Genomic DNA, 25,242 nt, shown 5'->3' with positions numbered 1-25,242 from the left:
GGTTGATTGAACATTCATCCTTCCTTTTTTAACAAATAAGTATCTAAAATACATCACTTAATTGACAAGGGATGCATTTTAATCGAGACATAGATCAATGCTCTAGATTTAGAAAGTAAATAACGAAATGTTTGAAGTGACAGATACCTGCTAACATCGATGTATTTACCAGCTTTCTTAGTAGGCTTTGTCAGTAGTTCCTACGCTGAGAACTGAAGTATCTTGTGCGTTGACGTAACTTCGATAAGTATAGGACGATAAAACATATTTTTTAAAATGCCCCTTAAACTAATTATAGATCTTTTTTTGCATATATCTTCAGTGAAATTATCATTGATATAATGCTAATAACTATTGAAATGAGACAAGGCATCCATGCCATGATAATTGATGGGAATGGAAGAGGGAGTGTAAAATTCAGATGGCTCAACTGAATTTCTTTTATAAGAGTAGGAGCTACAAAAGGTGTCAAAAAGACAACAATAAAAGAAATCATTCTTGTTTTATCAAAACCAAATTTAAATTGGAAAGGGAGTAGTATTCCAAACAAAATACTAACAACTAAGAATGTTATTCCGAGAGCGTTTATACTAAGATTCTCGATACCAGATGGTATAATAATTGAAATTATCATTCGAATAATTGAAGCACAAAGAAAAACTACCAATAGAAAGAGATATTTTGCTTTTACAAAGGCACTTCTAGTATATGGTGTTGCACAAAGTAGAGCTGCTCCTTTGTATTGGTCTTCAAACTTGGATATTGTACCAAACAAAATATGTTCCATAAAAACTACTGTTAAAAGAAAACCAATAAGCCCACCATCGTTAAGTTTTAATTGAGTAGAAAGATAGATTGGTGCAATGGCTGCAAAAATGAGTAAAATAGAAAAATATTTTTTGACTAACATTATGTCTTTTACAACAAGATTAATAAGCATATGTATTTCCTCCAATATAAGAAAGCATTATATCTTCTATAGTTGGTCTTTCCATCAAAACACCAGGCATAAGCCGGCACACATCATCTATTTTATGAGTAATCCCTTCAAATCCATATTTAGTTTGACTCAAATTCAAAAAGAGTTTTTCTGTTTGATTATTAATCAATTGATTATCACCTTTTACTAATGCATGTTTTTCCACTAGTGCATCTTTTTCTTCATCAATTAATATTTGACCATCATCTATCAAAATAATCATGTCTGCTATTTTATCTAGATCTGAGGTAATATGAGTAGAAAAAAAGACACTCTTTCCTGGTTCTTTCATAAAATCTAGAAGTATGTCTATGAGTTCACTTCGAACCAATGGATCAAGTCCACTTGTGGGTTCATCCATTATTAATAGATCTGCGTGGTGGGATAAAGCTAGAGCAACTGCAAATTTCATTCTCATTCCTTTGGAGAGGGTAGAAATTTTTTGTCCTAGATTTAAATTAAATCGTTTAATATACTTTAAAAAAACCTGCTCATCCCATTCAGTATAGGAAGGGGCGATTACATTCTTCATTTCTTTTAATGTTAATTCATCGTAAAAGTACCCTTCGTCTAACACGACACCAATTTTATTTTTGGATTTTCGTTCATGTTTATCTATATCCTTTTCTAAAAAATTAATTTTACCCGAATCTTTGAGTATAAGCCCGAGGATAGCTTTAATAGTAGTAGTTTTCCCAGAACCATTAGTACCAATAAAACCAGTTATACAGTCCTGGTTAAGTGAAAATGTCACGTCTTTTAATGAAAAATTCTCATAAGCTTTGTTTAGATTCTTCACTTCTAACACTGCATTCATTCTTCATTTTCCTCCTTTAAGATTAAATCTAACATCGAATAGAGTTCCTCATTATGGATTCCAATACTTCGAGCCATTTTGCACACTTCTGTCAATTTTACTTCAACCATATGACGCTTAGATTCCATTAATAATTCCAAGTTTGTAGATGCTACATAAGTACCTTTTCCAACCCTGGTAACGATAAAACCTTCGGATTCTAGTTCCGCATAAACTCTTTTTGTGGTTAACATACTTACATGTAAATCATTAGCCAATACACGGATTGATGGTAATTGTTCACCTTCCGTCAATTCATTATTAAATATAGAATCTTTAATTTGTTCCTTTATTTGTTGATATAAAGGTTGATTTGATGCATTATTTAAAATAATTTTCATTTAAATACCTCTCCATCGACAAGTGTGACTGTCTATGATGCACACCATACACACCATACACACCATACACAGTTAAGATTATAAGTTATTGAAAATGGTTTAACAAGTTATCTTGTTATAAAGTTCACAAAATTTTCATTTTAGGAAAATCTATAACGAAATCCTCATATAAATTTCTTACTTTTTTTATTAATATAATGCTAAAATCTTAAGTTTTAGATACTGGGGCAGAGGAGCTTAAATGGTGGAGTTATATTAATGACTTGTGAGACATATGAAAAAGAGTAATAAATATATAAAAATGGGGGTTAAGGATAGATGAAAACAAGCTATTGCTTCATTGCTGAAGTTGCTAGCTTGTTTTCATCTATAAAACTTTGTTTTTTTTAATATTTCTAGTGAACCTTTCAAGAATGAAAGGAATTGAAAAATAGAGATAAGATAATTGATGTGTAAAATAAAAGAGAAGAAATAAGATAACTATTGCTAGTAGCCTAATTACTTTAAAAATAAATAGAATTTTGTTTGCTTGCATAAATATCCTCCTCTAAAACCTTAAATTCATTTTTAAAACAATAGCATTTTTTACTGTTTTTATATTGTTATTAATCGTGCCAATTAGTTATTAGATATTTCTCCCATTAAGAAAATATAGTTTGCTGTTTATCAAGTTAAGCTTTATTTATATATCCTCTGAATGAACTTTTTATATATTTATTTGGATATAGGTCATTAATCATTGCGTATGGGCTTCCATTCCAGTATCTTACTACAGGTGTCCATAGTCTATGACTTTTAAGCCACTGCATTGTGTATTGCTGTAATAATTGATTATCTGTCAGCTTTTCTTTTTCTTCAATTGTCCACCGTAATGCATCTAGCGCTTTTTCTCTCGTCCAAAAACCACTAGGTGTCATCTTAAATTCCCATTCTTTAAATTGATTTGGATATAAATCATTAATCATTGCATATGGACTATCATTCCAATATAATTGACAGGCTCCGCGCAATCCTGATTGGGCTAACCATTTATTTTCGTATATATTCTTCAATTGATCCAGATTTAATTTTTCTTTTTCTTCAATTGTCCATTTTAGTGCTTGTAATGTTTTTTCTTTCGTCCAAAACTTATTAGGAGCCTTATTAAATTCCCATTCTTTAAATCGATTTGGATATAAATCATTAATCATCGCATACGGGCTTCCATTCCAAATCACCCTTAGAGGTGCACTTAATCGATGTTCAATTAACCATTTTTGCCCATAAATTTGTAAGAGTTTTTGTGGTGGTAATTTCTCCTCTTCTTCAATTAACCATTTTAATAATTGTAGGGCCTTTTCTTTTGTCCAAAAATTTAATGGTGTCATTCTAAATTCCCATTCTTTAAATTGATTCGGATATAAATCATTAATCATCGCATATGGACTATTATTATATTTGTGCTTCAATACACCACGTAATCGATACTTTGCAATCAATTTGTTATTCCAATTTTGTTTTATCTCTTCTTCATTCCAATTCAAAATTTTTGTTACTAAATACTTTGTTACTCTTCTGGCCAATTGATTATTTCTATCTAATTTCCAAGTGTTTGGTGGAAATCTATTTCTTTTTCCATCTAATATCTCCTGATAGATGTCCTCTATAGTATTAGTGTTCGTCTGCATCTTAAAACCTTCTTTTAATTGTATATATAGTTAAATAGATTTTAATGTTAGGACTTTCGTCCGAACTATTAAAAATGTAAACTCTATCTTAACTTAGAAAATATGATGCTTAATCAAATCATAGTAATGTAAAATAAGAATTACCTATAGAAAATATATAGTCTAGGGCAAATGAAAGAATAGATTTGTAAAATATAATTTTCAATTCATAAAAGACATCAATCTGAAAAGAAAGATGTCTTTTATTTAATAGTATTACGGTTTATTTAATTACTTTCCATAAAGCTAATGAGAAAATCCAATTTGGATCACCGTATCCTTGATAACTTTGAACTGCTTCATAAATTTTACCTTGATGTTCTACTCTATCTCCTTTTTTATATGCAGCATACGAATCCCATGCCTTATACTCAGAAGAGGGGGTATCTTTTGTTGTGATTTTGATTTCATTACTCGCAACTGAAACTTTTCCTTGAGTATCTATAGCTTTTACCATATATCTATATTCTGTACTAGCCAGTAAATTTTCATCTGTATAGTAAGTTGAAGGACTTGTAGCTATTTTCGTACCGTTACGATAAATCTCATATTCTTTTATACCAACATTACTTATGGATTCTTCCCATATTAAATGAACACTGTTTGTAGTAGTTTCTGATGCTTGTAATCCTGTTGGAGCTGTTGGAGCTATTTGTTCTGGATTCTCTTCTTTTGTTGTAACTGAAACTTCATTGCTACTTTTTGACTTATTTCCTGCTGCATCTGTAGCTTTAATTGTATAATTATATTTTGTATTGGCTTGTAATCCTGCATCTTCATAACGTGTTGTTTTTGTTGTTCCTACTTTTTTTCCATCACGATAAACTTCATATTCTTTCACACCAATATTATCTGTGGAAGCCTCCCACTGTAGCTCAACAGTTGTTGCTGTTTGACTAGCAGAGCGTAGGTTAGAAGGAGCTGTTGGAGCGATTACGTCAATTTCAGTACTACTATTAAAAGCAGAAAATAGTTTAGAAAAAGCACCGTCGTCTACATCGGGTAATCCAGAAGCATCTCCAGTTGCCTGACCGATTTGCCAACTTTCAGTAGCTTTTTTATCACGATACACTGACCACATACTAATTTCCCCAATACCTTTTTCTTTGGCAAATTGGAACAATTCTTTTGCATTATTTAATGTGAAAATTTCATTTTGAGTATCATTTTTTCCTATCATAGGTGTAACAGCAATCATTTTCCAAATGTCAGAATCTTTAATAGTACCTTTATATAAATTAGTTAATTGTCCATGCAAGCTATTAATAGCATCTATTGCAGCTTGTCCCATTTGTTGGTTTTGTTGCCCGTAATCCATAGTCATAATATTAACTGAATTTAAATCTACATCATGTTTTATAGCGCTTTGAATTACATTTAGTCCATCATTAGTTAGGCCATATGGCATTACTGGTAAGGTATAACCAATTTTTACATCTTTACCTTCAGCTTTTAATTCCTTTTGTAATAACGCAATTGCTTTTGATCTTCTTTCGATAGATTCTGGGTGAGCAACTAAGACGCCTTCAATATCAAAATCCATGTGTGTTAAATGTAATGTGTTAATTACACTTTTATAAGCATCTTTTAATTTATTCACATCTGTAATAGCTGCGGCAAGATCTGCACCTAATCCAGGGATATTACCAGCATTTGCTCCACCAAAAGATACTTTAACATCTCCACCTATTTTTCTAATTTGTTTAATTTGATCATCTAAGTTACCATCTCCAATAGGGGTATGACTTCCTCCCCATACTGGATTTCCATTTTTATCAGCCACTATAAAGGAAAGCGTGAAGAAACTAGTATTTGTTTCTTGGGCATATTTTAATAGGTTTTGAGGATTCATGCCGTTATCTACATATGGTGCAAAAACATGAGTTGGCCAAGTGATTCCTTCACCAAATAAATCATTTGGATCGCTATTGTCAGGTATATATTCTGAACCAGTATATAATTCCCAACCGCTAAATTGTTGGGTAGGTAATGTACCTGCATTTACCCAATATACAGAATGATAAATCTTACCTTCATATGTAACGTAAGATTCACCTGGATAATCTTTATTTTTATTCCAAAATGGCGCTACTTGTTGTTGAGAATTCGCTATATTTTCTTGAGCGTAGGCAAACGTATGGCTAATGGCTTGGGATGTAGGAATGATCATAGTTAATGCAACAGCTGTTTTTGCTAGAGTACAAAATGGATGTTTCTTTCTAATCATAATAATATCTCCTCACTTCTAATTTATAATTAAAAAAAGAAATTATATTTGGCATTATTAAAATTCTTTTAATATATATTTTGAAGAATTAGTGCCGTAACTCCCAATACTGATACTTTTATACGTGATGATTACCCTCATTTAGTAGGATAACAACTTACAAAAAATGAAACAAATTAGAGGGAAATATAATAATATTCATCCAAAAACAATATATTTCTTCTCATAAACTACAGAAAATCGAATTAAAATGTACATATATATACCATTTTTGTAAGGTGGGGATAAATAGTGAGCTAGAAGTAATATAAATGTACACAAAAGTGTCGATTCTAATAATCTAGTTTGGCTAAAAAATTTTTATCTTGAGTACAAGACTAACTACTTCTATTACTAAATCTAAACAATTTGTTGTATTCTTTAGTAATAAAATGAGAATATTCTTTTTAGGTTTTCTAAAATTGTCTTACTTTAGTTGAGTAGGTAAACTGGAAGCAGCATAAATTAAGTCCTTTACTTCTCCTACATTTTTTATGAATTATATCTTTTTAGTATTCTCATAAAAACTATAGGATGTTTGAAAAATTGACACATAGATTTTTGGTTTTTATATGTTAAGATGGTGTTGCTAACCTATTGTTTATAATAAAAACAGCTTATTTTTTTATCAAAAGTATAGGACTAGAAAAAACCTCATAAAGAGGTTTTTTTTTATTTCTATATTTATTTTTGGTGTGAAAATTCAGTTGCAAAATTAATTTTGACATAATGCTATGATTCATTTAAATATTTCGTGCTCTTATATGTTGGATGAAGTCTTCAGAGTATTTCATGATATATACAATTTTAATGCTTATTTAGTTTTTAATATATGGTATTGTAATTTTGCTAAATTCTTAAAAGAACACATACAAAATTAAATAATGTGTAATATACACTTAATTAATTTTTTGGATTGTAATTTTGAACTGATTTTTTTAATTTATACTCTGTAGCATAAGCATCAGCAGCAATAATTGCATCAAAAACCATTTCTGGTGAAATTTCAAATGGCATATTATGTATAGTTTCACCATCTTGACAGGCAGCTTCAGCCACTTTCATCAATTCTTCTTTACTTGCATCACCTAGGTTCAGATCTTCAAGTGTAGTAGGTAAGCCAAGCTTGATACAGAAATCAATGTAGTTATATAGTTCTTCAGTTGTCCAAGATTCCAATGCCATTTGTACTAATGTGCCAAATGCAACCTTTTCTCCATGCATCAAATCATGAGTCTTATCATGTAAAACAGTAAAACCATTATGGATGGCATGAGCTGCAGCTAACCCCACACTTTCAAATCCAAGGCCACTAAGCAAGGTGTTTGCCTCTATTACGGCTTCAACTGCTGGAGTAACAGTTTTTTGTTTAACTGCTAAAAGAGCAGCTTCTCCATATTGAAATAAGGTATCCCAACAGAGTTCTGCAATCTTAGCAGCTGCTAGGGTAGAGAGTCCTCCAGCCATAGCGGGTTTTCGTGATTCTAAATTTGCTCTAGCTTCAATCCATGTAGCCATTCCGTCTCCAATCCCAGCAGCTAAAAATCTGGATGGAGCTTGTGCAATGACTTGGGAATCTACTAAAATAATATCCGGATTTTTTAAATAAAATTTGTATTTCTCAAATACTCCATCATCAGAGTAAATAACAGAAAGAGAACTGGTTGGAGCATCTGTTGAGGCAATAGTGGGAACGCTTACAACTTTGGCCGAAAGAATTTCTCCTACCGCTTTTGCTGTGTCTACTGATTTACCACCACCAATACCAATGATTACATCAGCACCAAATTCTTTTCCTATTTTCTCAATTCTTGCAATTTCATTTTCAGAACTTTCACCATTAAAACCGACTTTTTCAAAGCTTAGATTTTGTTTATGAAAGCTTTCCATAACTTTTTCACCAACAAGATGCCAAACACATTCATCTACAATAACTAATAAATTGGTTCCTAGAGGTTTTACATACTCTCCAATTTTTTTAATTACATTTCTTCCCTGAATATATTTTTGCGGGCTAATTAGGATACGTTCCATGATAATCACTCCTTGATTTTTTTGTAAGTAAGCTGAAAATCTAGCCTTGAATCTAATGTTATCAAAATTCTGAGTACAAAATTATGAATATTTTATGTATATTTTTCGTCTGTTATATGACGGATTAAAAGATAGTGTTATGATTATCAAAAATCAAATACTATTATTTAAGAAAGATGAAATGGGAAAAATAGTATTAAAAACCTATATTATCAGGTTTTGTATAAATAATCTTATTATATAATAGTTAGAGTTTTAATAATGAAAATAAAAATACATAAAATTCACTGGTTAAATTTTATGTATTTTTATGCGTGTATTGTTATGGAATAGGTTCTTATGATACAAAAGATTGAAATTAATATTCATATTACAAATGGTCCACATGCTTGAGCTGTAGCTACACTTATAGCAAAATTGAGCGGAATACTTTTAACGATGAATCTATTCATGAAACACAATCATTATTAGACCAATTGACTCTTGAAAAGAACAGAATAAAGTATTTAGAAAGTGAATTGTCGAAATATAAAAAACTAAAAAACTCTTTTCCAGACATTATTAGTTATAGTGCTACTTTAATAAAGACGCTCTTTGTTGTGAATAAAGTGACAGAATTAGATTCTACGATTCTTATTACTGGAGAGAGTGAAACAGGAAAAGAACTTATAGGTAAAGGTATCCATAAAGCTGTTTTCAGAAAGGATAAGTCGTTTATTCTAGTAAATTGTGCGGCTATCCCCCCTAATTTAATTGAAAGTGAGCTATTTGAGCATGAAAAAGGAGTATTCACTGGAGCACTTCCACTTCACATGAGGAAAGGGAAATTTGAGCAAGCAAACATTGGAACAATCTTTTTAGATGAAATTGGAGGCTTAAAGCTAAATGTCCAAGTGAAATCATTATAGGTTTTTATAATAAAAGGGAATTGTAGGAGGGAATAAAATTATAAAATTAAATGTTAGGGTACTAGCGGCGACTAATGGAAAGGAATAGATGCCATGAAAAAGTTTATTAATAATCCAGAAAAAGTAGTTAGGGATATGATTGACGGAATGTTGTTTGCACATTCTGATAAACTACAAAATATGGGTGAAACAAATATAATTCTTCGAGCTAATAGTCCATTTCCAGGAAAAGTGGCAATTGTCAGCGGAGGCGGGAGTGGTCATGAACCAGCGCATATAGGGTTTGTTGGTAAAGGAATGCTTGATGCTGCTGTAATGGGCGAAATTTTTACTTCTCCTACACCAGACCAGATTTTGAAAGCGATTCAAAAGGTGGATGCTGGAAGTGGGGTTTTATTAATTGTAAAAAACTACTCAGGAGACATAATGAATTTTGAAATGGCTGCTGAAATGGCTGAAGCACAGGGAATCCCAATTGCTACAGTCATTGTTAATGATGATATTGCTATTGGTAATAGTTCACACACCATGAGAAGAAGAGGAATTTCTGGAACAATATTTGTACATAAAATAGCTGGAGCAATGGCTGAGAAAGGAGCATCGCTTAAAGAAGTTGAAGATGTTGCAAATAAAGTGATTGCTAATATGCGTAGTATGGGAATGGCATTAACAACGTGTACTATACCTGGATCTGATACAGTCGGTTATAAAATTGGTGAAAATGAAGTAGAGGTTGGTATAGGCATTCACGGTGAACCTGGAACTCATCGTATTAGTATGATAGCAGCCAATGAAATGGCTGAACTCCTTTTAGAGCATATTTTAAGTGATATGCAATTGAAAATTGGTGATAAAGTTGCAGTAATGGTAAACGGCTTAGGTGGAACGCCGTTAATGGAATTATATATTTTAAATAAAATGATTAACATAATATTAAACAAAATTGGTATCGATATCAGTAAAACATATGTTGGGGAATACATGACAGCGATTGATATGGCCGGTTTTTCTATTACTTTATTAAAACTGGATGAACAATTAACTGCTTTGCTTAATGATCCAGCAAATACGACTAACTGGCGTGTACAATAGGAGGGCCAACATGTATATTACACCAAGACATATCATCAATTGGATGCAACTCACTGCAAAACAACTTGAGTATCAAAAAAAAAATCTAACGCAACTTGATCAATTTATAGGTGATGGAGATCATGGTATTAATATGAATAGAGGGTTTAAAGAGGTTGAAAAAAAGATATCATATACAGCTTATGATGATATTGGAAATGTATTTCATGATATTGGAATGATACTTATTTCAAAGGTTGGCGGTGCATCAGGGCCTTTATATGGAACAGCATTTTTAAGGGCTGGTAGTGTCTTGAAAGGGAAAAATAAAATTACAATCAATGAATTGGGGATTGCTTTTCAAGAATCTGTAGATGGCATCTGTCTAAGCGGAAAAACTCAGATAGGAGATAAAACAATGCTTGATGTTTGGGATCCTGTTTTGAAGTATATCCAAAGGAATGGAGAAAAAATAAAACCTATTGGTCTTATCATTTTTGCAAGAGAACAAATGGAAAAAACTAAGCCATTATTAGCTAAAAAAGGGCGTGCTTCTTTTCTAGGAGAAAGGTCTATTGGTCATTTAGATCCAGGAGCAGTCTCATCTTTTATTATCTTTGAAACTCTATGTTTATCTCTTATAGGTGAAAAAGAAATTGTTAATGAACTTAGGGAGCAATTGTGATGAGTAATGCAGGAATAGCTTTAGTTTCTAATGGTTATCTACTAGTTAAGAGATTTACAAGCTTTACTCGTTCAATTAAGTACCAGTGTTTTAATAGTTTCTGCATGAGGAGTAGATAACGATGAAATAGGTAGAAGCGTTAGATAAATTCAAGAGGCTATTTATAATGAATGAGTTGTAATTGTATTCCTAAATTTGGGAGGCGCTCTAATTAAGAGTGATTGAATCAAAATAGCAGATTCACCATTAATAGAGGGTCCTACGTAGCAGTTGTTGAATTAGGGATTGGCAAAACATTAGAAGAAATATATAAGATTTAAGGCTGTACTTGAAGCGAAAACCATTACGAAAAAATAAAAGGAGCTAATCTTATGAGAATTGAAAGAAAATTAATTGTAACTCGTAAGGATGGAATTCATGCAAAATCAGCAAGTGAAATTGTAGATGGCTTAAGGGATTATGATTGTTCGGTTCAGTTTATATTTAAAGATAAAAAAATTAATGCAAAAAGTACTCTTCAACTAATCGATTTAGCAGTAAAAAGAGGAGCAGAAATACATGTAATTCTTGATGGGGAAGATGCTGATGATGCCCTTGTGTATATACAATGGTTTTTGAAATAACAAAGGGGGTCATAAATATGTCTCCATTTATGGGGGAATTAATTGGAACCTTGGTTCTTATTTTATTAGGGAACGGCGTTGTAGCAGGTACTTTGCTGAAAAAATCCAAAGCACAAAACTCCGGATGGGTTGCAATTACTCTTGGCTGGGGATTAGCAGTTACATTTGCTATATATATAGTAGATAACATAAGTGGTGCGCATTTGAATCCTGCAGTTACAATTGCTTTTGCTTGTATAGGGTTATTTCCTTGGAGTGAAGTTCCTTCCTATATTGGTGCACAGTTGATAGGGGCTTTTTTAGGTTCAATATTTGTCTGGCTCCAGTATTTTCCGCATTGGAAAGGAACTAAAAATCAAGAAATTATATTGTCGGTATTTTCTACAAGCCCTGCAATAAAAAGTTGGCCGTCCAATTTGTTAAGTGAAATTATTGGCACTGCAGTATTTGTATTTTCAATTTTAGCTATGAGTCATAATAAAATTACAGATGGACTACTTCCAATAATAATAGGAGGGTTAATAGTATCTATAGGTTTATCTCTTGGTGGAACAACTGGATTTGCTTTAAATCCAGCTCGAGATTTTGCCCCAAGACTAGCACATCAAATCTTACCAATATGTAATAAAGGCTCTTCGGATTGGGGATACGCGTGGATTCCCTTAATTGGTAGTACCATAGGAGGAATCATAGGAGCTATAGGTTTTCAATTGATTTATTAAGCACTTAATATATTAAAATTCAATTAGAAAGTAATTAGTTAACCACATTTACTATCGATTATGTAATGCGAAGGGGTATCTAAGTAAAAAATGTATGCTAAAAAAATCACTATACATTTCTTATAATGTGGAATTGTTTTATTCATAAAATGTTCAATTTATATCCATTGTGAAAAAATTCACAATGGATATAATGAATATATAACGGTTGTAGAGGATGATAGTGGTTTTATTCTTTTGCGACGAATCAACTCTTATATCAAATTTCTGTCTCCAACTATAAACTGTTTTCTGGATAGCTATCTTTAGCAAACTTTTGACTCGTAAGAAGGGGTTATTGTTTTTTTGTTTGCTATTTTGTATGCAGGTGATATAAATCATCTTATCAGATAGAACGGCAATGTTTTTAGTAAATGGAATCGATTTCATTATGCGAATAACAGTGCTTGTCTTTAGTTGGGAAAAGGAGCAATGTGTATACTCTGTCATTCTATTGAACTTCTGGTAAGTAACATATGCGTAATAAAAACTTACATGGTATTTTTATCATTCGAAAGAACTTTAAATTGTTTTCTGTCATGTTCGTTTGCATTGATAATCATGTTTTTCGAGATAAACGCTTTCCTTATCAATGAGGCAATTCGCAAATGGAGTTTTACTCCTATTTTGGTTTGACGCAATTCAGTCTATATATAGTTGGTTAGGTTTAGAGTAAGTGTATTTGAAACAATGATTTTCAACGGTATGTTTTTTCTATATTTTGAAAGCGTTTTCTTGTAGTGGGTTATTTTATAAGATTATGAACCTTTTACTTAAGAAATTATGTGTTTTAAGTAATGATTTGAAAAATGATGAATTGGAGATTCACAAACTCATTTTTAGTAGTAAACAAAGTTTTATAAAAGAAGTGAGATTTAAATAGCCTAGGAGGTGGTTTTCTCAAAGATAGAAAAAGTTGGTTTTTAATAGTTAAAGATTGATGAAATGAAGAAGAAAAGTTGTATTGGTTGCGTCAATTCAGAAAAAATTAGGATGAAATATTTAGGAGGTAGAGAGATGGTAGGGATTATCCTAGCAAGCCATGGCCAATTTGCTGAAGGCATTTTACAATCTGGCGCAATGATTTTTGGAGAGCAAGAGAACGTTAAGGCTGTTACCTTAATGCCAAACGAAGGGCCAGACGATTTGAGAGCAAAAATGGAAGCAGCAATTGCATCTTTTGATAATCAAGATGAGGTATTATTTTTAGTCGATCTATGGGGCGGTACTCCATTCAATCAAGCTAATGGCTTGTATGAAGAACACAAAGACAATTGGGCAATCGTTGCTGGTTTGAACTTACCTATGGTGATTGAAGCTTATGCATCCCGTTTATCAATTACGTCTGCTCAAGAAATCGCAGCACATATCGTTAAAACAGCGAAGGAAGGGGTCAAAATTAAGCCTGAAGAGCTGGAACCAAAAGAAAATACTGATATCGCAGTTGCTAAAGATGGAAAATCCAAAGGCAGACTAGCTCCCGGTACAGTAGTGGGTGATGGGAAAATCAAGTTCGTTTTAGTCCGTGTGGATTCTCGTTTATTACATGGTCAGGTAGCGACTGCATGGACAAAGTCTACACAACCAAATCGTATTATCGTAGTTTCAGATGCAGTGTCTAAAGACGATCTTCGTAAAAAATTAATCGAACAGGCGGCACCACCAGGGGTTAAGGCCAATGTTATTCCAATCAGCAAAATGATTGAAGTTGAAAAAGATCCCCGTTTCGGTAATACTAATGCACTGGTATTATTTGAAAACCCACAAGATGTCCTGAGAGTTATAGAGGGTGGTGTGGATATTAAAGAAGTAAACGTTGGTTCTATGGCTCATTCAACTGGAAAGGTTGTTGTTAATAAGGTTCTTTCTATGGGAAGAGAAGATGTTGAGGCTTTCGAGAAAATGAAAGCAAAAGGCATTCATTTTGATGTACGTAAAGTACCTAATGATTCTCGTGCAAACATGGATGATATTCTAAAAAAGGCGAAGGTCGAATTATCGTAGTTACATAGCAAATTTAAATGAAATGGGGGATCATAATGTCTACTATAGAAATAATTTTAGTGATACTAATTGCATTTCTAGCCGGTATGGAAGGAATATTAGATGAATTTCAATTCCATCAACCACTAGTGGCATGTACACTAATCGGTTTAGTAACAGGTAACCTGGAGGCTGGTATTGTTCTTGGCGGTACGCTTCAAATGATTGCACTTGGATGGGCAAATATTGGAGCAGCCGTAGCGCCAGATGCTGCATTGGCATCAGTTGCATCAGCGATCATTTTAGTATTAGGCGGACAAGGTGTTAGCGGTGTTGCATCAGCAATTGCAGTAGCGGTACCACTTGCAGTAGCAGGACTTTTCTTAACAATGATTGTTCGTACACTTGCTGTTCCTATTGTACACATGATGGATACGGCAGCTGAAGAAGGAAATATAAAAAAAATTGAAGTGTTACACATCGCTGCGGTGTGTTTACAAGGTATCCGAATTGCGATTCCTGCCGGAGCACTTTTATTTATCCCTGCACAAAGCGTTCAAGGATTCTTGGAATCAATGCCTGCATGGTTAACGGATGGAATGGCTATTGGTGGCGGAATGGTTGTTGCTGTTGGTTATGCACTAGTTATTAATATGATGGCAACAAAAGAAGTATGGCCATTCTTCATTATTGGTTTCGTAATAGCTGCGATTTCTCAATTAACACTTATTGCTCTTGGTGCATTGGGTGTGGCTTTAGCTCTTATTTATTTGAGCCTTTCTAAAATGGGTGGTTCTTCAAATGGTGGTGGAGGTAACTCTGGTGACCCGCTTGACGATATCTTAAACGATTATTAATTCAGGAGGAGGAGAAGATAAATGGCAGAAAAAATACAATTAACAAAAAGAGATCGTTTAGCCGTTGCATGGCGATCTACATTTATTCAGGGCTCTTGGAACTATGAACGTATGCAAAATGGTGGTTGGGCCTTCTCGATGATTCCAGCGATTAAAAAGTTATATAAATCAAAAGAAGATCGAAAAGCAGCATTAAAACGTCACTTGGAATTCTTCAATACACATCCTTATATTGCTTCACCAATTCTAGGAGTTACATTAGCACTTGAAGAAGAACGTGCTAATGGTGCAGAAGTTGATGATGTGGCAATTCAGGGGGTTAAAGTTGGGATGATGGGTCCTTTAGCCGGTGTTGGTGATCCGGTATTCTGGTTTACTTTACGTCCGATGTTAGGTGCTTTAGGAGCATCATTAGCAATGGGGGGGAATATCCTTGGGCCAATCCTTTTCTTCTTAGCTTGGAATCTGGTTCGTTGGGGATTTATGTGGTATACACAAGAATTGGGTTATAAAGCTGGTTCTAAAATCACTGATGATCTTTCAGGTGGATTATTACAAGATATTACAAAAGGTGCATCTATCCTTGGTATGTTTGTACTTGCAGCCTTGGTGGAACGGTGGGTATCAATTAAATTCAAGCCAGTTGTATCTGAAGTTCAGTTAGATAAAGGTGCGTATGTTGAGTGGGACAAACTTCCTGGAAATGGTGAAGGGATTCGTCAATCTTTTGAACAAGTAAACTCAGGAATGGCACTGTCACCTACGAAAGTAACTACCTTGCAAGATAACTTAGATCAATTGATTCCTGGTTTAGCTGCATTACTTCTGACATTCTTCTGCATGTGGTTGTTGAAGAAAAAAGTCAGCCCAATTGTTATTATTCTTTCATTATTCGTAGTTGGGGTAGTTGGTCACGTAATTGGACTTTTATAATTTAAGTTGCTCACGTTTTCAATTTTTAAGATATATTATTTAGGAATTGTTGAGATTGAGGTGTAGATTAGTAGCCTGTGAATTGATAATAGTTCGTATAAAAAAGTGGCTGGGGATTATCGTTTCAGCCACTTTTTGTATTGATCTTATTGTTTGAAGTTACGAATTATAAATAGGATAAATGAAATGGAGTGGATATGATGGTTCAATCAATTAATACAAGGGTAGATTTAGTAATAGATGCTACCGCTTTTACGGGACTTACGGACTATGGGAAAATTATGATTGGTGATAAAGGGTTTGAATTTTATAATTCTCGTGATACGCGTAAATTTATTCAGATTCCGTGGGAGGAGGTAGATTACGTTATAGCTTCTGTAATGTTTAAGGGGAAATGGATTCCACGTTATGCTATTGAAACCAAGAGAAATGGAATCTTCACCTTTTCTTCTAAGGAACCTAAGAAAGTTCTTCGGGCCATACGAGAATATGTAGATCCAGGTCATATGGCACAATCTCTAAGTTTCTATGATGTTATTAAACGTGGTCTTAAATCGCTAGGTAAAAAGAAATATTGAACTACTCACCACTTAACGTCCTTACGGACTTTTTGAAGTGGGAGATTCCTGCGAACACCGGTGTATCCACCGGTTATCTTAGCAGGCTCTACCCGTAGTCCCTACGGTGAGAACATAAGTATCTTGTACGTTAACTCACCACACTCCCTACTTTAGCTTGGTTTTCGCAACTTCGGTAAGCATGGGGCGATAGAACGTTGAAGATTTTACGGTTGCAACGTTTTTCTGCAACCAATCTCATATCTTCAGTTTTCGAAGAGCAATCTGTACAAGTAAATGATAACAAACATGTTGGCTTATGCCAACCGACATTCATGTCCCACCTAAAATTGTTGTTTCACACCTTCACATTTTTGAGGAAGGAGTCTCCTGTCGGAAAACGATAAAATGAAAAGAAGGGGTATATTTGTTATATAGGAGCTAACATGGTTTTGGTGTAAAAATAGATTAACTGATTATGCTCCTTTTTAGAGTCATACTATTAGTATGTTCAAGATTAAGGTATTAGTTGTAAGAGCCTTGGGATTGTTGCACCAGAACCGTTTTATACATTAAAGGATATTTATGTTTTTTAATTATATTTTTGCAATCGTGCTGTGTTATAATTCTGAAATACTGATATATCTAGTAGGACTTATAGATTTCAGTTTATCGTATGAAATGAAAAATTAAGCCATTATTTTTGAGGTTCAGGCTACCATTATTCAGACTATTATTCACACTAAAAGAAGTACAAGGAGGAAGGTATATCTACTAAAATAGTGAGGTATACCAAATTCAAAATGAATATTAAATTTAATAAAAAAGTAGTAGCATTCACGGCAGGATTAACGGTATTATCTTCACCATTGGTATCGATTGCAGAGGAACAACAATCAGTAAACAATAAGCAATCTACAAGCCTTCAAGTGCAAGGTAACACAGACCAACTTCAAACAACAGATGAACAGGCTTTAAAAAGTATTGAAGCTAGTTTTGAAGGGGTAGACGGGCGTGGTGGAGGTACTGTCGACAATAAGAAAGTAGATAGTCTTCAACGTTCAGAAGGTATTCATGAAGAAACAGGTACATTAACGGTTCCTAATAATTCAAACAGAACAAAACGTAGTCTGTCTCCCATATCACCTAGCACCTCTAGTACTATAAACGGTGTTCCATTCACGGAATGGATTGTCCCACCAGGTAACGATAATATTCGTCCTCAAAACTACATGAGTCCAAAGTACATTACAATTCATGAGACTGATAATACAAGTGTAGGAGCAGGTGCTAGAAACCACGCTCAATACCTATATAACCAAGCAGTAGGCAACACAGACCGAGCTGCATCGTGGCATTTTACAGTAGACGATAAAGAGATTTATCAACATCTACCATTAAACGAGAACGGATGGCACGCAGGAGACGGTAATGGCCCAGGTAATAGAGAATCTATTGCAATTGAAATCGCAGTTAACAGTGACGGTAACTATAGTAAAGCGGTAGATAATGCTAAGAAACTTGTAGCTTATTTAATGAAAGAAACTGGTGTACCGTTAAATAACATTGTAAAACACCAAAAATGGAGTGGTAAAATCTGTCCTGCTAATATGATTAATAATGGACAATGGGATGCATTCGTAAATGGTGTTGGTGGGTATTATAATAATCTTTATCAACCAAAAGATGACATTACTGGAGGTTGGTATGAAGAAGCTATACGAGAGTTAAATAGAAGGGGTATTATGATAGGGGAAGGAAACGGAGTTTTCGCACCCAATAGAGCGATAACAAGAGCCGAATTTGCTCAATTAATCTCTAAATCTCTAAACCTGCCAGCTGGAGATGCTTCATTTAAAGACCTGAACGATGCAAATTCAACTTTACGAGATGGTATTAAACGTACTGCAAGTGCAGGTATCATTCAAGGTAGGGGAGATGGTTATTTTGACCCAAACACACCTATTACAAGAGAAGAATCAGCAATTATTGTAAACAAGGCTTTACAGTATAAAGATATATGGGGACCAGTTGTAAACCTACCATTCTCAGACAAAGACCAAATTATTTATAAAGAAGACGTACAAAGACTGTATGGCCTAGGTATTGTAAGAGGTAAGGGTGACAATCAATACGACCCTAAAGGAACAACAACTCGTGGTGAAACAGCAACATTCATTCTAAATATGCTACAAGTAATTGAAAATGGTAGTGTTGAAAAGGTAATTGGAACAGCTCAAATTAATGGTATTGGGGTAAATGTTCGAAGCGGATCAGGGACAAACTATTCTATTGTTAGAAAGACAAGTAAAGGCGAAAAAGTTACAGTATATGAAGAGAAGAACGGCTGGCTAAGAATTGGAACAGGGCAGTGGATTTATTATGACTCTAGTTATATTGACTATAACAGATTATAAAAGACTTAATAGTTAAAAGAACAAATCATATTTGGATATATAATTTACTCTCAGGTTGTGAAGAAGACTTTCTTCACAACCTGTTTTTATGCCTGGCTCCCCTTTACTTACCAATACTGATAAAAAGAGGTGAAGGAGGGATTCATTATGATGCTGGCATCGGTAAATCAATGAGATTCTTTTCTTTAATTTTCCTTTTGGAACACAGTTTTTTATTAGCTTGATGGATATGAGATCCCGCCAGCATTTTGGAAAAAAACACGCTAAGAAAATTTTGATATTAAAAAGACTGATTAATCCATGCTTAGATTAATTAGTCTTTTAATATCAATAGATTTAATTAATCCATTCTTCAAGAATTGTTAATGTTTTATTTGTTGCATCCATCTCTATTTTGAAATCAATTAGGACAGTTAACATCGGGTGAGTATGGCAGCAATCAAATTCTGCAATAAAGGGTATGTAACTCCCCTTTAGAACCTCTAATAGAATCTCAGATGGTTTTTTATTTGTACCCAGTTATTTATGAGGCTTTGGCGTGTTTTATTTTCGTTTGGGAACAATTAATTTCTTAAGTCAGTACGTATATGAGGTGCCCCTATAAGAAAAATATCTGTCTAAATTGAAAAGTTTTTTAGTTGTAACGGTTAATTTTTTGAATTGCTTCCGTAACATTAAATGGTCAATTTTTTGTAACATACCTAAAAAAACCGTCACAGTAATGTGACGGAAGCATGGAAAAGTATTAATGTATTACTATTATTATTTATTTGTAGCTTTTAAAATATTTAAAACGGTTTTGGTTGCATCTGCAATAAGTTTATCATCGTATTCAGCATCTTCTTTATCATGATTAGAGAGGATGGCAAGAACAATTGGTTTTTTATTTGGTGGCCAAATAACTGCAATATCATTTCTTGTTCCATAAGAACCTGCACCTGTTTTATCAGCTACTTCCCATCCTTTTGGTACGCCCGCACGAATTAATTTATCCCCAGTCGTATTTCTCCTCATCCAATCTACTAATAGTTCACGTTTCTCAGATGGTAGTACAGTTCCTAATGCAAAAGACTGAAGTGTCTTAGCGATTGCTTTTGGTGTACTCGTATCATGTGTTTCTCCTGGATTTACTTCATTTAATTCAGGTTCAAATCGCTCGGAATTAGTAACAGTATCACCAATTTCTCTCAAGATTTTTTCAAATGCGGATGGACCACCTAACTTTTTAAGAATTAAATTATGTGCTGTACTGTCACTATATCGAACAGAAGCATCTGCAAGTTCTTTTAATGTCATTCCTGTATCCACATGCTTTTCAGTAATTGGATTATAATTAGAAAGGTCTTCACGCGTATACGTAATCCTTTCATCAAGAGCTTCTATTGAGTTCTGACGTAAAAGAGCGCCCACTGCTAATGATTTAGATGTAGAGGCAAATGCAAAACGATCATCTGATCGATAAGAAACAGTTTGATTCGTACCAGTATCCAGTGCATAAATACCAAGCTTGGCATCATATTCTTTTTCAAGTTTAGCAAAAGAATTATCACCAGTATTTTCTTGTTTAATTGGATTTGTTTGTTTCGTTTGTTTAGGTGATTCAGATGGAGTATTACTATTGGAACAGCCTATTAGTGTTACACATGAAAGTAATACGACAGATACAATCTTTTTGTAATGTGTAATGTTAAAGAACTTGCTTAATATGAACATAAATTTTCAACCTCTTTCAAGAATATATGGTTTTTTCCTAGGTTTTTCATACTGATGTAAGTAAAGAGAATATGGGGTAACAATACTTCTACAGCTAAAATTTTATAGCTTAAAGCACATGCAAGATGTTTATATGATTGATAAGCTATTGTTTAAGTTATTCCTTCTTCAATCTCACTTGCAATGCTTTACCTGTAAAAGGATTAAGCTTGTATCTCTTAAATACTCATCCTTCTTTTGCATCCTTTTCCTTTTCAAAATAAAAAGTCCTTTCATATTTTTGTAATACTTAAAAATAGATTTCAAACGTGATTTATTATATCTAAATTGAACATCTAATTTTAGGAACACATTTAATAGACAATCTAAGTAATAAAATTGTTCCACTTTAATTTGAGGAAGAACTTGATGTTTAAATAAAATGAAAGGAAATTGAAGAGATAAAAAAACAATTAGAAGAATCTGGATTTTCTTATAAACTTGCAACAGCAAAATTTAAAATAACACAGAATGACATTAGATTAATTAATCTTTCTACGTATAATGAATACGCTAAAACACTAGGATATGAAATAGAAAAATTAACAAATGAAAATGAAAGTATCGTTATACTACCAATGAAAAAACACAAAAGTGTAGAGGACCTAAAACCTTATGTGTTAAGGCATGGTGAACTAGAAGTACCAGTTACTGTTCAAAAAACATTAACTGTCCCAGAATTAAAAGAAATGCTTACTAAAACTGTTATTATCTCTGATGCTATTTACAATGAAGTCCTAAATATTAAAACTGTAGATGTTGGTATCTCGCAAGATTACACTATATACGGTTTTATTATAAAAAATTGGCCTGAAACAACTGCAGTTTCGAAAAATCTTATGAAATCTGTTGGTAGGAAATTAGGCGATTCTTATACTTTTTCATCTTTGAGTTTGAAATGGCTTGAACTAAAACAACAAAATGGATTACTTTCTATTACAAGTATATTGGTGGGAGTTGTATTTTTCGCATTTGCAATAAGTTTTTTATATTTCCGTCTATTTACTGATTTAAAACGTGATCAAGAGCAGTATCAAATGATATCAAAATTAGGTTTAAGTCAAAAAGAGTTAAAGAAAATTATAACAACACAAATGATGATATTATTTTTCTTACCCATTGTAGTAGCTATGATTCACAGCAGTTTTGCATTTCCAACTTTTCATCAATTAGGACAAACCATAAGTAGGGAAATGTCCGTTATTCAAAGCTCAATTGTTGTATTAGTAAGTTTTTTTTGTATTCAATTTATTTACTTCCTTATTATTAGAAATTATTATATAAAACGCATATGCACAAAAATAAATTCATAAAAAAGATAACTAAAAAATTGAAGGTGCAGATGCACTAAATATGATTGAATCTGCATCTTTATTGGGGTACCGCAAAATCTTAGCTTGATAGCGATGTGGCGATACCCCACATCCATCAACTTAAGAATTCAGAATTACCCCAAAACGAAAAAATGAGTTTTTTGTTACAAGTTAGCACAAAATTTCGTTCTGGGGGTACTATAAAATTTTAGCTTGTTAGTAATGTAAGGCTACCCTAATTCCTAATTAGTTATAATATAAGAAATTCTCTCTATTAGTATATATTTGTGTTTTCCAGTTGCAGAATCCTTATAATAAGGGTTCTTTTTTATATTAAAGGCCTACAAGCTCTCGATAAACTACCGATTATCTCCATTAACAATGACACAAAGTTTTTGCCAGAAGGGTTGCGTCTAACTGTAGTATTTACAATACGTCCCTTTATCTCACGACTTTTGGAAAATCGAACAAGACCTAGTTTTGGTAATTTTATTTTGTTTCCTACAACGGCAATGTTTTCATTTGTTTGTTTTGTGGTATAAGATTGTACGTTATTCTTTTTAGATTTGAAACGCGGGGCACTATTTTGTTTTTTGAAAAAGCGTGTATACGCATCCGCAAGGTTGCGAACAGACGACTGAATCGCAATACTATCCACTTCTTTTAGCCAAACAAACTTTTTCTTCATGGTAGGAAGTTTGGCAGAGCATGTACCATATGTTAAACCTTTCCCAGTTTGTTTGTATGCGTGATCCCATAGGGATAGAAAATGATTGAATACAAAACGAGAACAACCTATTGTTTTGCTGATTAAAATTGCTCGAGAGTGATTTGGATAGATACGAAACTTATAGGCTTTATTCATCATTATTTGATTCACCTCCATTTCGGTATATGACTATTATATACCGAACATACATTCGAAAGGTAGTGAAGTAACACTTTGTGTATGTCAAACAATTAAGGTGGCGCCCTGCCATCCCTTGTCCAAAGCCAATTCATCTCCCACCTACTCACTGGGCTGTGACCCTTCACGCTCCTTGAGGAAGGAGTCTTCTTGGCTAAAATGATAAAAGAAAACTGTATAAGTTGAGGGAATAAAGATTCAACACCACTGATTATCAATAATTGAAGTGTTAATGATTATATTAAAAAAGAACCTTCAATAGGTTCTTTTTTATAGTTGGTAAATATGTTATCAACAATAGATGGTAATAAAGATAGAAATCTAGACACTTTTTATTAATGGGCTAAGTTTTCTTAGGAAGAAATCTATTTCTCATGACTGATCGCTAGATATAATAGGATATATCATTTATTAATTTGGGTGGGTGATTTAGCTTTTTGAGTTTACCACAATTAAATTTAAATTTTGTTTAGGGACAAAATGTTATTATACATTCTGAATTAACAGAAAATTAATGTGGTAAAAATCCTATTTAATCTTTTATCAGGTAACTCATATTTCTTTGGCCTTATTTTCATGGTATTACCGAACGTTTATATGTCTCAAAGGGAAAGAAATACTTTAATTTTTATTACCATCTAATGTTTGATTAAGATGGTAACATGAAAATAAAACGTTTACAACTATAAAATAAAGAAAAAATATAAAAATTCGACTTTTTTCGACATTGCTACTATGAGAGAAAGAATCTAAATTAAGTAAATCTTATATTTAGAGGGGATATTTACCTTATACATAAAGGTAAAAACATTTGCAAATGTTTCACGAGTAATTAAAAACGTCAAATATAAAATTATATTGTGACAATTTTAAACGAACATACTTTGTAATTCATACTTAGATTAATAAATTAATTAATAATAAATTAAATACGTTATATTTAATAGAGTATAATATGGAATATTTAACTATAATATTCCATATTATAAATAATTATAAATCATTTAACATATTTGTTGCAGGAAATTTTGACATAAGATATTTTAAATATTAAGCACAGAAACATTTCAAAGAAAAAGAGTTATTTTAAAATGTACCCTAAAAACGTTTTTTCTAAAAAGTAGTAAGATTTTGTAAATCGTTTCTGTGCCTAATTAGATGAAAATAATATAATAAATTGTTTAAAAGAGATAAAAATAAGTTGCTTTTATGAAGCAATATACATTCTATACTATTAGAATTATGTCAAATTGCAGCATACAAATTACATTCTTCTATCTTACAAACCGCACAAATACCATTATAGGTAACTTGCCTAAGTTTTAACATCACATTCATCACTCTTGTCCAATAAGATTAATAGGGGTAGAAAAATGTGTCGCTATCTACTATGAAAATATAAGAAATATGAAAAATTATTTATAAAGAAAGTAATATAGTAATATAATTATCCGGATGTTTATAAGTTAATTTTTAATATTTTTGACGTTTTTTAAATGATTTTCATTTGTTTTTTATTAAGGGGACATTTTTTGTGTTGTTTGAAGAGAAGGGCATAGGTGTTAACAGTTCATTTGTATATAAAAGATAAACAGTTGAGTGTATAATAAATGATCTTTTAAAATGGATCCGAGGAAAGCATATACAAAAGGGGATAGAGTAGAGTATCAAGGGAAAATCTATGAAGCTGTTCAAAGTTACCAAGGAAATGGAGATTCGAATTGGATATTCTTGTTATCCTTATGGAAAACAATTTCAATAAGTTGAAGATATCTTCTGATATAAATATAGTCTATTTGAGGGAATAATTATTTCATAACTAGCTAAATAAATTTCACCTTCTTTTTATGTAGTAATAAATTACTTAACTTGATGATGGGAGAAATCAAGGGATATTTAGAAATATATTACAAATGGTCAAGTACACGAACTAGACGTCTTATTATTTCCGCAGACTGATCGACTTTTTTCTTCTTTTGTAATCCATGCTTGTTCAAAAAAAGATTGGCTATTTCAGATTCCAACCAACCAAAAATATGATAACATCTTTCATTCCAGCCATTAGCTTATGCTTAAAAGCGAATTGAAAATCTTTGTTTTTAGTGAATATATATTACATTTTCAATGAAAATATACAAAATCTATTTCTTATAAAAATTTTGTTTTATTAAGGAAATAAAATATACTAGACTATAAATCAATTTAGTAGAATGGGGTATAAAACATTGAATAAACGACATATTTTTATAGGTGCTGCAATGAGCAGTATTTTATTATTATCTGCATGTGGTAA

At 32.6% G+C, this 25,242-nt stretch carries 17 protein-coding genes and 4 pseudogenes; 12 read left to right on the top strand and 9 right to left on the bottom strand.

All coding sequences use genetic code 11. The features are described 5' to 3' along the window. Window positions 1-292: 292 nt before the first annotated feature. The 6 genes from QO049_RS25155 to QO049_RS25130 form a co-directional block, all read right to left on the bottom strand. On the bottom strand, window positions 293-940 hold the full coding sequence (locus tag QO049_RS25155; RefSeq protein ID WP_284489583.1) for an ABC-2 transporter permease: 648 nt from the start codon (window positions 938-940) through the stop codon (window positions 293-295). Further along, window positions 930-1,796: an ABC transporter ATP-binding protein gene (locus QO049_RS25150; RefSeq protein WP_284489582.1), complete on the bottom strand. Its 867-nt coding sequence runs from the start codon at window positions 1,794-1,796 to the stop codon at window positions 930-932. The genes QO049_RS25155 and QO049_RS25150 overlap by 11 nt, the downstream gene beginning before the upstream one ends. Continuing rightward, window positions 1,793-2,176, bottom strand: a complete 384-nt coding sequence (locus tag QO049_RS25145) for a GntR family transcriptional regulator (RefSeq protein WP_000691660.1) — start codon at window positions 2,174-2,176, stop codon at window positions 1,793-1,795. Before QO049_RS25145 ends, QO049_RS25150 begins: the two co-directional genes overlap by 4 nt. A gap of 671 nt (window positions 2,177-2,847) precedes the next feature. Then, window positions 2,848-3,843, bottom strand: a complete 996-nt coding sequence (locus QO049_RS25140) for a DUF4046 domain-containing protein (protein ID WP_098280107.1) — start codon at window positions 3,841-3,843, stop codon at window positions 2,848-2,850. 262 nt (window positions 3,844-4,105) lie between these two features. Beyond that, window positions 4,106-6,109: a fibronectin type III domain-containing protein gene (locus QO049_RS25135; protein ID WP_284489581.1), complete on the bottom strand. Its 2,004-nt coding sequence runs from the start codon at window positions 6,107-6,109 to the stop codon at window positions 4,106-4,108. 942 nt (window positions 6,110-7,051) lie between these two features. Continuing rightward, window positions 7,052-8,182 carry a glycerol dehydrogenase gene (locus tag QO049_RS25130; RefSeq protein ID WP_246963747.1) on the bottom strand — a complete coding sequence of 377 codons (1,131 nt, stop codon included), beginning with the start codon at window positions 8,180-8,182 and terminating at the stop codon, window positions 7,052-7,054. Between the two features lie 389 nt (window positions 8,183-8,571). On the opposite strand from QO049_RS25130, the gene QO049_RS25125 reads away from it, so the two are divergent. The 10 genes from QO049_RS25125 (at window position 8,572) to QO049_RS25080 (ending at window position 18,977) form a co-directional block, all read left to right on the top strand. Continuing rightward, a complete protein-coding gene (locus QO049_RS25125; RefSeq protein WP_284489580.1) occupies window positions 8,572-9,090 on the top strand; it encodes a sigma 54-interacting transcriptional regulator in 519 nt (172 codons plus the stop codon). Between the two features lie 93 nt (window positions 9,091-9,183). Next, window positions 9,184-10,182: a dihydroxyacetone kinase subunit DhaK gene (dhaK, locus tag QO049_RS25120; RefSeq protein ID WP_284489579.1), complete on the top strand. Its 999-nt coding sequence runs from the start codon at window positions 9,184-9,186 to the stop codon at window positions 10,180-10,182. 10 nt (window positions 10,183-10,192) lie between these two features. Then, window positions 10,193-10,846 (top strand): dihydroxyacetone kinase subunit DhaL, encoded by a 654-nt coding sequence (dhaL, locus tag QO049_RS25115; RefSeq protein WP_246963743.1) that lies wholly within the window; start codon window positions 10,193-10,195, stop codon window positions 10,844-10,846. 371 nt (window positions 10,847-11,217) lie between these two features. After that, window positions 11,218-11,469, top strand: coding sequence for an HPr family phosphocarrier protein (locus QO049_RS25110; protein WP_284489578.1), 252 nt, complete (start codon window positions 11,218-11,220; stop codon window positions 11,467-11,469). A gap of 17 nt (window positions 11,470-11,486) precedes the next feature. Then, on the top strand, window positions 11,487-12,191 hold the full coding sequence (locus QO049_RS25105) for an MIP/aquaporin family protein (protein ID WP_284489577.1): 705 nt from the start codon (window positions 11,487-11,489) through the stop codon (window positions 12,189-12,191). A gap of 1,056 nt (window positions 12,192-13,247) precedes the next feature. After that, complete coding sequence (locus QO049_RS25100; RefSeq protein WP_246963741.1) at window positions 13,248-14,234, top strand: mannose/fructose/sorbose PTS transporter subunit IIA; 987 nt, start codon at window positions 13,248-13,250, stop codon at window positions 14,232-14,234. A gap of 35 nt (window positions 14,235-14,269) precedes the next feature. Continuing rightward, window positions 14,270-15,070, top strand: a complete 801-nt coding sequence (locus QO049_RS25095) for a PTS mannose/fructose/sorbose transporter subunit IIC (protein ID WP_000103758.1) — start codon at window positions 14,270-14,272, stop codon at window positions 15,068-15,070. A gap of 21 nt (window positions 15,071-15,091) precedes the next feature. Next, window positions 15,092-16,003, top strand: coding sequence for a PTS system mannose/fructose/sorbose family transporter subunit IID (locus tag QO049_RS25090; protein ID WP_246963739.1), 912 nt, complete (start codon window positions 15,092-15,094; stop codon window positions 16,001-16,003). A 197-nt stretch (window positions 16,004-16,200) separates the two neighbouring features. Further along, a complete protein-coding gene (locus tag QO049_RS25085) occupies window positions 16,201-16,581 on the top strand; it encodes a DUF956 family protein (protein WP_250903207.1) in 381 nt (126 codons plus the stop codon). A gap of 782 nt (window positions 16,582-17,363) precedes the next feature. Beyond that, window positions 17,364-18,977, top strand: a complete 1,614-nt coding sequence (locus tag QO049_RS25080; RefSeq protein WP_246963738.1) for an S-layer homology domain-containing protein — start codon at window positions 17,364-17,366, stop codon at window positions 18,975-18,977. Window positions 18,978-19,313: 336 nt separating this feature from the next. Here QO049_RS25080 and QO049_RS25075 read toward each other — a convergent pair. Further along, window positions 19,314-19,493 (bottom strand): annotated as a pseudogene (locus QO049_RS25075) (LD-carboxypeptidase); the annotation flags it as partial. Between the two features lie 246 nt (window positions 19,494-19,739). Next, on the bottom strand, window positions 19,740-20,690 hold the full coding sequence (gene blaIII, locus QO049_RS25070; protein WP_246963737.1) for a class A beta-lactamase BlaIII: 951 nt from the start codon (window positions 20,688-20,690) through the stop codon (window positions 19,740-19,742). Window positions 20,691-21,121: 431 nt separating this feature from the next. Between blaIII and QO049_RS25065 the strand changes: the two are divergent. Continuing rightward, window positions 21,122-22,042 (top strand): annotated as a pseudogene (locus QO049_RS25065) (ABC transporter permease); the annotation flags it as partial. A 370-nt stretch (window positions 22,043-22,412) separates the two neighbouring features. Here QO049_RS25065 and QO049_RS25060 read toward each other — a convergent pair. Then, window positions 22,413-22,910, bottom strand: a pseudogene (locus tag QO049_RS25060) (RNA-guided endonuclease TnpB family protein); the annotation flags it as partial. Between the two features lie 1,659 nt (window positions 22,911-24,569). Between QO049_RS25060 and QO049_RS30810 the strand changes: the two are divergent. Then, a pseudogene (locus QO049_RS30810) lies at window positions 24,570-24,716 on the top strand (carbohydrate-binding protein); the annotation flags it as partial. Window positions 24,717-25,242 lie beyond the last annotated feature (526 nt).

Origin of the sequence: Bacillus sp. RB3 (assembly GCF_030164735.1) — a bacterium.
GTDB classification, from domain to species: Bacteria; Bacillota; Bacilli; order Bacillales; family Bacillaceae_G; genus Bacillus_A; species Bacillus_A cereus.
Note: the sequence above shows the minus strand (reverse complement) of the source record. Positions and strands in the feature narration are given on the sequence as shown.